This window comes from Exiguobacterium sp. J17977 (assembly GCF_018616375.1).
GTDB classification, from domain to species: Bacteria; Bacillota; Bacilli; order Exiguobacteriales; family Exiguobacteriaceae; genus Exiguobacterium; species Exiguobacterium mexicanum.
Window position 1 is genome coordinate 76848 of record NZ_JAEQBB010000002.1, and the last position, 13256, is coordinate 90103.

General features: G+C 43.6%; 12 protein-coding genes. 8 read left to right on the plus strand and 4 right to left on the minus strand.

What is annotated here, in order from left to right; all coding sequences use genetic code 11:
- Positions 1 to 14: 14 nt before the first annotated feature.
- Positions 15 to 773, minus strand: a complete 759-nt coding sequence (locus KNO58_RS03860; protein ID WP_214751968.1) for a glucose 1-dehydrogenase — start codon at positions 771 to 773, stop codon at positions 15 to 17.
- Between the two features lie 194 nt (positions 774 to 967).
- Here KNO58_RS03860 and KNO58_RS03865 point away from each other — a divergent pair, with 194 nt between their 5' ends.
- Both KNO58_RS03865 and KNO58_RS03870 read left to right on the plus strand, forming a co-directional pair.
- Positions 968 to 1825 carry an alpha/beta fold hydrolase gene (locus tag KNO58_RS03865; protein ID WP_214751969.1) on the plus strand — a complete coding sequence of 286 codons (858 nt, stop codon included), beginning with the start codon at positions 968 to 970 and terminating at the stop codon, positions 1823 to 1825.
- A 266-nt stretch (positions 1826 to 2091) separates the two neighbouring features.
- A complete protein-coding gene (locus tag KNO58_RS03870; protein WP_214751970.1) occupies positions 2092 to 3072 on the plus strand; it encodes a S1 family peptidase in 981 nt (326 codons plus the stop codon).
- Positions 3073 to 3292: 220 nt separating this feature from the next.
- On the opposite strand, the gene KNO58_RS03875 is transcribed toward KNO58_RS03870, so the two are convergent.
- The gene (locus KNO58_RS03875; RefSeq protein ID WP_138859434.1) at positions 3293 to 3556 is read right to left on the minus strand and encodes an excalibur calcium-binding domain-containing protein; all 264 of its coding nucleotides are present in this window, start codon (positions 3554 to 3556) and stop codon (positions 3293 to 3295) included.
- A 112-nt stretch (positions 3557 to 3668) separates the two neighbouring features.
- On the opposite strand from KNO58_RS03875, the gene KNO58_RS03880 reads away from it, so the two are divergent.
- The 5 genes from KNO58_RS03880 (at position 3669) to KNO58_RS03900 (ending at position 8624) form a co-directional block, all read left to right on the plus strand.
- Positions 3669 to 3995 (plus strand): hypothetical protein, encoded by a 327-nt coding sequence (locus KNO58_RS03880; protein WP_214751971.1) that lies wholly within the window; start codon positions 3669 to 3671, stop codon positions 3993 to 3995.
- Between the two features lie 65 nt (positions 3996 to 4060).
- Complete coding sequence (locus KNO58_RS03885; protein ID WP_214751972.1) at positions 4061 to 4276, plus strand: hypothetical protein; 216 nt, start codon at positions 4061 to 4063, stop codon at positions 4274 to 4276.
- A gap of 89 nt (positions 4277 to 4365) precedes the next feature.
- Positions 4366 to 5232: an AraC family transcriptional regulator gene (locus KNO58_RS03890; protein WP_214751973.1), complete on the plus strand. Its 867-nt coding sequence runs from the start codon at positions 4366 to 4368 to the stop codon at positions 5230 to 5232.
- A 298-nt stretch (positions 5233 to 5530) separates the two neighbouring features.
- Positions 5531 to 7387 (plus strand): AAA family ATPase, encoded by a 1857-nt coding sequence (locus tag KNO58_RS03895; RefSeq protein ID WP_214751974.1) that lies wholly within the window; start codon positions 5531 to 5533, stop codon positions 7385 to 7387.
- A 112-nt stretch (positions 7388 to 7499) separates the two neighbouring features.
- Positions 7500 to 8624: an HNH endonuclease gene (locus KNO58_RS03900; protein WP_214751975.1), complete on the plus strand. Its 1125-nt coding sequence runs from the start codon at positions 7500 to 7502 to the stop codon at positions 8622 to 8624.
- A gap of 355 nt (positions 8625 to 8979) precedes the next feature.
- On the opposite strand, the gene bglA is transcribed toward KNO58_RS03900, so the two are convergent.
- Together bglA and KNO58_RS03910 are read right to left on the minus strand one after the other, a co-directional pair.
- On the minus strand, positions 8980 to 10434 hold the full coding sequence (gene bglA / locus KNO58_RS03905) for a 6-phospho-beta-glucosidase BglA (RefSeq protein WP_214751976.1): 1455 nt from the start codon (positions 10432 to 10434) through the stop codon (positions 8980 to 8982).
- A gap of 12 nt (positions 10435 to 10446) precedes the next feature.
- Positions 10447 to 12336, minus strand: coding sequence for a beta-glucoside-specific PTS transporter subunit IIABC (locus tag KNO58_RS03910; RefSeq protein WP_214751977.1), 1890 nt, complete (start codon positions 12334 to 12336; stop codon positions 10447 to 10449).
- 162 nt (positions 12337 to 12498) lie between these two features.
- Between KNO58_RS03910 and KNO58_RS03915 the strand changes: the two genes are divergently transcribed.
- Positions 12499 to 13209 (plus strand): GntR family transcriptional regulator, encoded by a 711-nt coding sequence (locus tag KNO58_RS03915; RefSeq protein WP_214751978.1) that lies wholly within the window; start codon positions 12499 to 12501, stop codon positions 13207 to 13209.
- Positions 13210 to 13256 lie beyond the last annotated feature (47 nt).

The following is a 13256-nucleotide window of genomic DNA, read 5'->3' on the forward strand; positions in this document are numbered from 1 at the left end:
GTCGGCTTTTCTCGTTACCGGGCGGTCCAACCGCCGTCCGCTTTCAATACGTCGCCATTGACGAAACTCGAATCATCGGAGGCGAGGAACAACGCGACCTTGGCGATTTGCTCCGGTTCACCGATCGGGGCCTCCCCTGCCCCTTGGATGGCACGCATCCCGAGCTCGCTCGGCGCGGTGATGGTGGCGCCGATATTCGTATTGACCCCGCCCGGCGCGATGGCGTTAGCCCGAATCTTGTTGAACGTGCCGTACGTGGCGGCGATGTTTTTCGTGAGCCCGATGAGTGCGTGTTTCGAGGCGACGTATGAGGCACCGCCACGTGTCCCGAACAGCCCACCGACCGAGGCGTTATTGATGATGACACCACCCGACTCTTGCTTGTCCATGATGTTGATGGCGGCCCGGGCCAGTTTCATCGGTCCGGTCAAGTTGACGGCGATGACCCGGTCCCATACCTCGTCGGTCACTTCGCCGACGGTCAAGAAGTTGTCCATGATGCCGGCATTGTTGACCAAGATGTCGAGCGAACCGAACGTGCTCATCGCCGTCTCGACCATTTTGTCGATATCTTCCTGTTTCGTTACGTTCCCGGCGACGCCGACGGCTTCCCCGCCGCTCGCTTTAATCTCTGACGCGACCGCTTCGACCGTATCCCCATTCATGTCGACGGCGACGACGCGTGCTCCTTCCTCGGCAAACAGTTTGGCGATTGCCCGCCCCATCCCTGACCCGGCCCCGGTGACGAGTGCCGTCTTACCTGATAATTTCACACCGCATTCCTCCTTGTTGAGACAACTCAAGAGCGACAGAGAAAACGACAAGTGCAATCTGCTCACGTGTCATTAGTCTATACCCGGATTTTGAGGGAAACGTGTCTCTGTTTGGAAGAATCTGCTTTTGTTCACTTCAATGGTCACGTACAATGAAAAGATACAGATATTGGGAGTTGAAAGGTGGGGTTCAATTGAATCGTTATCATGTAGAAGTGCTCGGGAGCGGGCCACCCATTTTATTTTTACCGGCTGGAGGGTTCACCGGCGAAGAAGGACGTTCGCTCGCCGAGGCGTTGCGCGACGACTATGAAGTGCATTTGCTCGATTTGCCAGGGTTCGGACGAAGTGAAGGTATCGATCGCCTTGTGACGTCCGAACAGTTGGCGGATTGGGTGAACGACTACGTCGTCACACATCGACTTGGACCCGTCCACGTGATGGCGCATTCGCTCGGCGGTGCGGTCGGTCTCGCTTTCGCCACGCATTTTCCAAAGCAAGTGGAGCGGCTTGTCTTGCTCGATCAAGGGCATAAGGCGTTCCCGCGCGTTCCGTTGAGAGAGTATGGGGTGTTCGGTCTTGCCGTCCCGCTCCTGAGCGGATTTTATCATCTGTTTGGACCTCGACTCGTTCGGAAAATCGAGACGAAAATTATTTCAGACAAAGTGTCATCTCCGATACAAGAGGAACAACTCCAGACGTTCTGCGCACAGACAGGTCTCCTTGAACGAGACGAGATTCGACGTGCGTTGGACGCCCCGGCTAAGCTCGGACGAGGCGGATTGAATCTGTTGTTCGGCTTCTATCACCTTGACGTGCCGCAGCTCATGCGTTCACTGCAAGTCCCAACCTTGCTCTTCTACGGCGATTTTGTCGGACTGGACGACAAAGAAGCCCGATTGACGAAGTCAGCCATTCTAGACCTGCAACGACATGAGCTGCCGATCACTTACATAAGAATGACAGGTGGCCACTTCGTCCATTGGAATCCTGCGTTCCCGATTGAACAAGTGCGACAGTTTTTACAAACTGAGAAAGCGAGCAGTCTCTAATGAACCGTAAGCAAAAGATAGTGTTTGTTCAAGTGACTTTTATGTTGCTATCTTCGGGAGTCGTTTTGGTGGGAGTGAGTCAATCACATCTCATAACCTTGTCTCGAATGATTTTAGTCTCTGACGCTTCAAAAGCTCCGTATAGAGGAGGCCAGGAACGCACAGATTTACATATCATATATATTTACAAAATTCAGCCGGACTAAGTTCTTTCGTTCAACCTGTCCTCGTTGAGCTTTCATTATAAAGCGTTCCCAAGTGATTGATTGGGCTCTTGGCTTGTCAAAAGCCTTATAGCCCGTTCCATGAGCGATAAATCATATAACGTTAAATTTGATATTGATTTTACAATAAGAGAAAATAGAAATACTAAACAGAAAGTGGTGATCATTCTGCTTAATATCAAAAGTCTTTCCAACCAACTTATGTATGCAACTGTCAGAATACAAACAGAATCAGGTGTTGGAACAGGTTTTATCTTTGAATTGAATCTCGGCTCTGAAAATCAAGATGTGCCTTGTGTTGTTACAAATAAGCATGTAGTTGTAGGAAATCAATCTGCCTCTTTTAGTTTTAAGAAAAGAAATGCCGACAATTCACCAAACCATCAAGAAACAATGAATATTGATATCTCCAATTTAGATTCACTTATCATTCTTCACCCTGATCCTTCTATTGATTTATGTCTCATTCCAATTGCTTCTATCCTTGCTGAGGTCGAAAGACGACGTGAGGCTGTTTACTATATTAAACTAACAGCCGACTTGATTCCTTCAGATAAAGACTTAGAAAAATTAAATGTTCTTGAAGATATTGTGATGGTAGGTTATCCAAACGGCTTAAGTGATTCTCACAATAATGTCCCAATCCTTAGAAAAGGTGTTACGGCTACGCATCCATTTTTCAATTACAACGGGCAACCAAACTTTGTAATTGATGCTGCTTGTTATCCAGGCTCTAGTGGTTCTCCGGTATTCATACTTAATGAAGGTTCTTATAGCACTCCCGATGGTTTAATAATGGGAGGTAGAATAATGTTTATCGGCATTCTTCATTCCGGTCCACGAATTACCGAAGCCGGACGCATTGTTCCTCAAAACATACCAACAAATTTGAACACTACACCTCAAATTCGCACCGAAATGATGATGAACTTAGGTTTCGTCGTAAAGTCAAAAAAACTCTTAGATTTCATTCCTGTTATTCAAGAATTGGTAAGACAAAATGAAATCCCAAACCAAGGATAAAAAAGATGAGTGCTAACTATGTTTAAGTAAGCACTCATCTTTTTTATTCAAACGCTGTCAGCAAAAAAAATCACGTGGTCAACCGTCGGCCGAACATTCGGGGATATGTCAGAATGTGTCCTGTGCGGTAGAGTCCATCACCGGCTACGATGCTGCGGGAGACGTATCGTACCGTTTCAATAACTAAAAAAGAGACGGAGGACGATTGTCCTCTCATCTCTTAGCGTTCGCAGGCGATACCGTCTTTATCACGATCTTTTGATTTGTTCGCTTCATACAGCGAACTGTTGGCGTAAGGTTTGTACTTTGTCTTCCCGCCTTTGTTTTTCGTCGTCTTCGTCTTGGCGACACCGCCCTTATACGTCTTATTTAGCTCGGTACAATTTTTGAATTTTTTCGGTGCGGCGTCCACGGTTTCGGACGGTGCGACGCTCAGCGTGAATAACGCGATGCCGGCGATGGTCGCGCGAAGTAGCTTCTTCATAGTTGTTTCCTCCTTAGTCACAAGCATTATGCGTTCTTATTCTTGTCTATTATATGAGGGATTCAGCTAACTAACCTAGTTTATAAAATATTCAAATGGAAGGACGAGTACATTGACCTCATCACTTTTTTATATCGACAATACTGATGAACAGCTCTATCAAGGAAATTTACTCGTATCTGAACACGAAATGGTTGAACCCCTTAATTTGGAGTTCATCGAACGGTTGGTGTTTGATTCTGAAGCCCTCAAGTGTTTGATCACCCGACGCCATTCTTCGCGGCGAATCCAGTTAGAAGAACAGCCTCTCGACCAACTTCAGAAAATGTGGGAAAAGACCTTCAAACACCACCTCACCTTTGATCATGCGTTTACTCTTGACGATTTTCCGAACGAATATTGTTGGACGACACGCGTCTGGCAAGGAGACGATTGTTGATATCTCGTCTTCACCGAGCATCACTTATTTCATTGTTAACGAACCAGTAAAGGAAGGTCACATCTATGGATTTACTTATTTTGATACAGGACCGGGCGCTCCCGCTACTCTTGCTCGCATTGTTTCTCATGCTGAACGTGGTATTCGTCATCGGGATTTGGAGACGACGACACCACTTTTCCAAAGGATTCCTCGTGTTCGCGAGTTCGCTTGCGTTCCTACTCATGACATCATCGATTATTCTCATCATGTTCACGATGTTCATCGGCTACAATCAGTGATGTCTTCTATCCGATGACATCCGTATCAAAATCATCGAGTACCCTTACAATGTTCGAAGTATGATGAATGCAGAAAGGAGGGAATGCCAATGCTTGAATCATTGAATCGATTGATGGACCATATCGATCAACATCTAACAGAAGATATCACGAGTCAGGATATCACACGAATCGTCGGGGTGTCGGACTATCATTTCCGACGCATGTTTTCGTACATGGCGGGGATGACACTTAACGAATACATCCGAAACCGTCGACTGTCCGAAGCGAATAAGGACTTGATTCATGGGAAATCGGTCACGGACGTGGCCTTTATGTATGGCTATCAATCCGTCGACGGCTTCTCGCGAGCGTTTCGAGACTGGTGCGGCTTTTTACCGTCAGAAGTGATCAAGAACAAGATTCAAAAGTCATTCCCGAAATTCACATTCTTCATCGACATCAAAGGGGGAATTTCAATGGAATTCAAATTAGAACACAAGCCTTCATTCAACGTCGTCGGCGTGTCCAAACGCGTCCCGATTCAATTTGAAGGTGTGAACAATGCAATCGTCGAGTTGGCCCAGTCAATCACGGAGCAACAACAAAGCGAGATGCATCAGTTGGCGGACCTCTATCCGCACCAAGTGCTCAACGTATCGTACGACTTCGATGAAGACTATTTGGACGAAAAAGGTTCACTGACACACATGATCGGCTTCGCGACGACACAAGATAATCCGTATGAAGACCTTGAACAGATCACAATCGAGTCGAACCTATGGGCCGTCTTCCCGAATGCCGGCCCGTTCCCGGAGACGCTTCAGGAGACGATGGCCAAGACGTATGCCGAATGGCTGCCGACGTCGGGTTACGAACTGGCCGACTTGCCAAGCATCTCGTTCACGAAGCATGACGGACCGTCGGAAAACGTCTATAGCGAAGTGTGGGTGGCGGTCAAACCGAAAACGACGTAAGCACAGAAAAATACCTCTTGAAGACAATTGTCTTCAAGAGGTATTTTTGTTTACTTAGAAGGCTCGTACGCGAGCGCTTCCCCGCTCGTCTCGATTATGTGTTTGTACCAATCGAAAATGCTTTACTAGCACCTGTCATATCTTATATTACTAACATTAATTGTTATAAATACTTATAAAATCACTTTATTTTGTATCCCTTACTTATACTTAACAATTTATATTTTTTAGGCGGTCAACTAAATCCATTTTATGACTTATAATTAATAGGAATAATCTTAATAAAGGAGAATGAGGAATGAAAATCGTTTATTTATGGTGCGACATGGAAGCTAAAAACAATCAAGTTTCGTTTAATTTAGGAAGTAACCATATTTTCTCTTATGATATACAAAGCTCACATCTATCATATGCAGAAAATTTCAATTATATAAATAATTTTTTTTCATCAAACATTCAAAAAAATATAGTAGAGGTTAATGCTCTAGTGGGGGCAAACGGTGTTGGTAAAACAACGGTATTAAATAGAATAAGGGACTTGCTGAGCGGTTATAACACTGGAAAATATGTATTAATAGTTACTGATGATGAGAAATATACTGTATATTCAAATGTTAAAGTTAAAGTTGATAATAATGAGCTATTTAATTTCAATAATAAAATTCCCGGTGAAATGTTTAGAACTATATTCTTTTCAAATACTATTGATACTGGATACTTTAGAAAACAAAGTTCGCATCACTCCAAATCAAAACATATAAACATCTCTACAAACCAATTAATTAAAAAACATAATAATATAGACCAGTTTTATATAGAAGATTTACAAGATCAAATTCTTTTCGTTGATAAATTCAAAGGTAGTGACCTATCAAAATTTTTCAACATTCCAAATAATATATATTTATATCTCCAAACTATTGAGTCCGAATTTGAATCAAAGTTTTTCTCTATAGAAGCTGAAGAAATTTTAGTAATGTTGATTAACTTAAATATGGATTCCGCACTATTATTAAACAATAGCAGGTCAGATCAAGAATTAAACTTTTTAAGACGTTTTTTGAAAAATGGTACATATTACCTTTATACAGAAATCGATAATATTTTAAATAAGAATTTAGGACCATTAAAAAAAGAAATTCAGCTTTTTTTAGAAGGTATTTGTAAAAATATGTATAATATCGAAGTTGAAAAAAGTAAAATAGAATCTAAGCAGTTGAACATTTTGAATCAATTTTTATACTTAAAGAATGAAATTCTTAATATACTTTACAATAAGAAATGGCCCCTAAACTTATTGGAGGAAGATTTTAAAATTTTAGAAAAAGAAATACATATTTTAGACAGATTTATCCTTACAGAAGGTTTATTGTTCAATTTCCTTTACGAAAGAACTACTATTAATTTTGATTTACTAAATGCAGATATGAAGGGGTTTTTGATAAAATGGCGTGAGAAAAAACTGGGTGGGTTGATTTGGACAGAATTAAGTAGTGGTGAATACGGTATTTTAAATATGTTTTCAAGAATTTATTCGGCAAGTAAATTGTTATCTAAAGACTCAAAACAAAAATTAAACTTACTACTTTTGGATGAAGGTGAACTTTATTTTCATCCTCAATGGCAAAAGCATTTTATAAAAATTTTAATTAAAGGGATTGAGGAAATATTCAGTCAAGATAATGTACCCGTTCAAATAATAGTTAGCACCCATTCACCATTTATAATTTCTGATTTGCCAAATGACAGAGTACTTTTCTTAAAAAAAATAGAGGGTTCTATACAATCTACAAATAGTTTAGAAGACAACCACCTAACATTCGGTGCAAATATTCATCAACTTTATTCCAATGTTTTCTTTTTACAAGACGGATTAATTGGTGAGTTTGCAAAAGATAAAATCAATAGTTTGATTCATAATTTATTAAATAGCCACCCAACAGATACGCTTAAAAATGCTGATACAATTCGAAAAAGTATTCACATGATAGCAGAACCTTTAATTAAAAATAAGTTAATTGACATTTATGAAGAACAATTAAAACTTATTCCACCTTCTCGTATTGATATTGAAACAGAATTACTGAACTTGAAGTTGAAAATTCACAATTTAGAAAAAATATTAGAGAAAGGTGAGAAAAATGATACATATTAAGCCAACAGAAGATTTAATTAATTTTCATTCCAAATATATATGTGAAACATATTTACAATCATTGTCTCTAAAAGATCAACTGATACGTATTAGAGATAAGTGTCAAAATCCTATGAAATTAAAAAAAGAAATTAGAAATGAGTATTCTAAAGAAATGCGTTCTGGGAGGAAGAAAAAAGTAGCAAAAAAAAATGTAATGCTATACGAATTGCTTAATTTTGATTCAAAAAAAATTGTTGCAATTTCCAGAGTCTTAAATTTTGTGATTGAAAATATAGATATGCTTTCCAAAGTTCCAATTGATGAACTTCAAAAAATTCAGTTTAATTATGAAAAAAAATTAAATGATGAACTAATTTTTCAGTCTAAGGAATATAATTTCACATATGAACTTATAAAAGTATTTTTTCTAGACTGCTACTCTTCTTTTTCTAAAGGTAGATTTATAGATGAAAATACATATTGGAGTAGAATTGATTACGTTGAATGTTACAACATAAATGTATGCCCTTATTGCAATGCTCAGTTTATTTTCACAATCAGAAGTGATAACCAAAACTCATCACATCACGCTAGAAAAATCAAAAAAGAAATTGAAAAAGATAGCCCTCCCCTTAGACGAGGTACTAGTCCTGAACTAGATCATTTTATTCCTAAAGATAAATATCCATTACTTGCCATGTCCCCGTATAATCTAGTCCCTTGTTGTAAAGTTTGTAATCAATCTTTGAAAGGTACAATCGATTTTAACTATCAAGATTTCTATTCACCTTTTGAACAGGGTATCGAAAACGCTTTTCGTTTCTCTAGAAATTTTAGCACTGGAGAAACTACGAGTATAGATTACGTAAATACTTTACTAGGAAACTCAAAGGATTTTGCTATATCAATAAAATATAAGCACAATCACGAACTAGATACTCAATCGAACATTAAATTTAAAACAAAAGTAGATAACAATATTAAATACTTTAGATTGGAAGAGATATACTCGTTTCATAAAGATTATTTGCAAAAAATAATTACTCAATCTATTATTTACAATAATTTATACAAACATCAATTAAAAGCTTCCTTTCCAGATTTATTTACTGATTTAGATAAAATATTCGACATGACTACCCTTCCAGAAAATTTTAAAGATAATCTACTTAGCAAATTGATTACCGATGTAATTACAGATGAACAAATTCAATCAAAAAAGCGAAATCTAACCTCGCTGTTTAATTCAAACTAGCAGTCAATAGTTAAATACTAAAAGATCTAACAAGGCGACTAAAAACCTGGACCAAAAAATACTGGTTCCAAGTTTTTAGTTTTTTTGATGTTGCCATAGACATAGTAAATATTACATTCGACTAGTGGAAACTTCCTCTAGATTGCTTGTTTTAAATTCATCCAAAAGTCAATAATGACTCTGACTTGAAAATACATAGGTGATTTTTTTAAGTCTCTCAAATCTCTCATATTTAAGAAATATCCTAATACTAAGATCGAATCTTGACAAAATAGGACTCATTAAATTAAATCAAAAATAATAAAACTCACCATTCATTGAAAAACTAAAAGGGCAAAGTTAATATTGGTATTTTTTACTTCGAAGGTTCGTACGCGAGCGCTTCCCCGTTCGTTGCGATTACTTGCTTGTACCAATCGAACGAGTCTTTCTTCATTCGCTCCATCGAGCCGTTGCCTTCATTGTCACGGTCGACGTAAATCATGCCGTAGCGTTTCTTCATCTCCCCCGTCGTGAACGAGACGATGTCGATGATACCCCATGGCGTGTAACCAATCAAGTCGACGCCGTCATAGACGACCGCCTCTTTCAGCTGCTCGATATGTGCTTTCAAGTAGTCGATGCGGGCCGCATCATGAATTTTCCCGTCAACAATCTCATCGACGGCACCGAATCCGTTCTCGACGATGAAGAGCGGGATTTGATAGCGGTCGTACAATCGGTTGAGCACATAACGGAGACCGACCGGATCAATCGCCCATCCCCAGTCACTTGACTTGATATACGGATTCTCGACGCCGTTCGGTAGACCGCCGTTGACGATATCACCGCTGTTGTCGGCGACGACGTCACTCTTCACGGTCGTTGACATGTAATAACTGAAACCGAGGTAGTCGACGGTACCGTTTTTCAAAATCTCTTCGTCCCCATCGAGGAACGGGATTGTATAGCCTTCACGTTCGAACTCGTTCAAGGCGTAGCTCGGATAGACTCCGCGCACTTGCACGTCTGGGAAGAAGTAGCGTTGGCGCATCATTTCTTCAGCAAGCATGACATCGTCCGGGTTCGATGAATATGGATAGATTGGTACGTGGGACACCATCGCCCCAATCTCGAAGTATGGGTTGATGGCCTTCCCTTTCGCGACGGCGAGGGCGCTCGCAATCAACTCGTGGTGACCCGTTTGATACATGACTTCACGCGCGTTCTCCCCTTCTTCGACGATGACGCCTGAGTTCGTCCATAAGAAGAGCGGGTTGTTGACGTCCATCTTGTTGTTGATCTCGTTGAACGTCATCCAGTATTTGACCTTGTCTTTGTAGCGGTCGAAACAGACTTCAGCGAAACGGACGAAGTGGTCGACGACGGCACGGTTGCGGAACCCACCATACTCGCGTGCAAGGTGGAGCGGCATCTCGAAGTGCGACAACGTGATGATCGGCTCGATATCATGCTTCAACAGCTCGTCAAATAAGTCGTCATAGAACTTGAGACCAGCTTCGTTCGGCTCTGCATCGTCCCCGTTCGGGAAAATCCGGCTCCAACCGATCGACGTGCGGAGACACTTCAAGCCCATCTCAGCGAAGAGCGCGACGTCCTCTTTATAGCGGTGATAGAAGTCGATGGCTTCATGGTTCGGATAAAACTCGTCCGGCTCGACCTTGTCCGTGATCCGACGCGCGACGCCGTGAGCGCCTGCCGTCAACACGTCGACGACACTCGGCCCTTTGCCGTCGGCGTCCCAGCCGCCTTCAAATTGGTGGGCGGCTAGAGCGCCGCCCCATAGAAAGTCGTTCGGTAATGTCTTCATTGTAGTTCCTCCTTATTTGTTCACAATCGTGATTATCGGTTTTGTCGTGTCGGTCTCATCGCTCGGTTGAACAAGCACATCGGCGTATGTCGCGCTGTTCGTCACGATGACCGGTGTGATACTTGATACGTTATGGGCGGCGATTATGTCGCGGTCGAACGTGGTCAGTACATCGCCTGCTTTGAAGCTGTCCCCGTCTTTGACATGAACGGTGAACGGCTTGCCGTCGAGCGTCACCGTATCGAGACCGACGTGAATCAAGAGTTCAATCCCAGTGTTCGAACGGAGACCAATCGCATGTTTCGTTGGTGCGACCATGACGATTGTCCCGTCAAACGGTGCAATGACCTTATTCCCGTCTGGCTCGACGGCATAACCTTTCCCCATCGCCCCGGAGCCGAATACGTCGTCCGGTACATCGCTCAAGGCGATGACTTTCCCCGAAAGTGGTGAAGTGATTGTCTCTTCTTGAACGAGCGTCGCACTCGCTTCTGCTGTCGCAGGTGTTTCCGTCACTTCTGTCACTTGTTTGGCTGTGTCTTCCCCGAAGCCAAAGATTTGAATCAAGACGACCGGAAGGACGATGGCAATCGCCGTCCCAATCAATAATCCCCAAATCGATGTCGGCACATCTTCACTGATTCCGTTGACGAGCGTGAGTGGACCTGGTAGTCCGGCGTAAGCGAAGTAATACGGGTTGAAGAAACTGGCCACGATGGCACCGATGGCTCCCGAGATACATCCAAAGATGAACGGTTTCTTGAAGCGGAGTGTCACCCCGTAGATGGCAGGCTCCGTGATTCCGAATAGTCCAGTAATCCCAGCCGAGACACCGACTTTTTTAATCTCTTGGCTCTTCGCTTTCAAGATGACACCGAGGACGGCGCCGACTTGGGCGATAACGGCGATCGTCTGATACGCCTGGAACGAGTCACGTCCGTATAGGTCGAAGTTGGCGAGCACCATCGGCGTCACACCCCAATGAACGCCGAAGATGACGACGACTTGCCAAAGTCCACCGATGATGGCCCCGGCGAGCAGTGGTGCGTTCTCCGCTAAGAAATTGTAGCCGTTGGCGATCCCGACCGCACCCATCGTCGTGATCGGTCCGATGACGAGAATCGTGAGCGGCACCATGAGCACCAAACTGAAGAACGGGACGAACAACGGACGGATGACCTCATTCATATGACGGTTCAAGAACCGCTCGACGTAGGATAAGATCCAGACGAGGAAGAGCGGTGGTAATACCGATGACGTATACGTCGTACCTGACAAGGCGAGCCCGAGGAAGCTGATTGTCTCCCCTGACGTGATACGTGCCGCCATCTCGGCCCATGTCGGACTGACCAAGGCCGCGCTTGCCGCGACGGAGATGAACGTGTTCGTCTTAAAATGTTTCGATGCCGTGATGGCGATGAAAATCGGTAAGAACGTGAATGGCGCCCATGAGATGAAGCTGAACACTTCGTACGTCCCTGTCTCGGCGAAACCTTCGAACAACAATGTCGTGATAATGAGTACCCCTTGCAAAATCCCGGCTGCGGCCAAGATATAGATGAACGGTGCGAACACGGCGGACATCGTCGCGATGATGCGGTTGAGGACGGTTCCCTTGTTTCCGTCTTCTACCTCAGCGCCTTCGATTTGAACCAGTTTCGTGAACTCATCGAACACTTCCCCGACGTGTTGCCCGATGACGACCTGGAACTGGCCGCCCGTCTCGACGACCGTGATGACGCCTGGCATCGCCATGACTTGTTCTTTCGCCTGCGGATTCGACCGCTTTAAGACGAGACGGAGTCGCGTCGCACAGCGCGCCGCATTGATGACGTTGCCTTCCCCTCCGACAGCCTCTAAAATATCCCGAGCCAGCTTTGAATAATCCCGAACTTTACTCAACTGAACACCCTCCTTTAATGTAACGCTTACATTTTGTACACTCTTACTATAATTGTACCGGTACAATTAATCAATAGCGATACAATAAATAGTTTGTGAACGTTTCGTAGACATGTGTGTGGTATAATGAAGGCAACATTTTCAAGTAGATGAGGGATGAGCGTGCTTAAATATCAACAAGTGGCAGCAGAGATTGAACAGTACATCAATCAACACGATTTGAAACAAGGAGATAAACTACCCGTCCTCGAGCAGTTGATGAGCCAATATGCCGTCAGCAAGAGTACGATCACGAAAGCACTCGAGTTGCTGGAGCGGAAAGGCGTCATCTTTCAATTGCGGGGGAGTGGCATCTTCGTCCGACGCCACAACCGTCCGGGCTATATGAGCCTGTTCTCGACGCAAGGGTTCAAGAGCAACCTCGGTGACCGGGTGTTGACGTCGGACGTGCTCGATGTCTCGGTCACGAAACCGGACGCGACGGTCGCACAGAATCTTGGCATCGACGTGACAGATGACGTCTATCGCGTCGAGCGGGTCCGCTTCGTCGACGGCGAGGTGTTCTGTTACGAGGAGTCATACTATGTGAAGGCGATCGTCCCATATTTGAACCGAGAAATCGTCGCCGACTCGATTTTCGATTACGTCCAAGGCGCACTCGGCGTCACCATCGGCTTTTCGGACATGTACATGCAGGTCGGGAGATTGACTGAGACGGAGGCCGGATATCTTGGTTTACAGATGGAGGACCCGACGCTCCGCATCGAGACTATTTTTCACCTTTCGAACGGGAAGCCGTTCGACTATTCACGCATCACGTATCATTACGAGCACTCGCAGTTCGTCGTCCAAGCGAACGGACCGTATATGTAAAACAAGCCCCCATGCGTGCGCATGGGGGCTTGTCGGTCAACACGTAT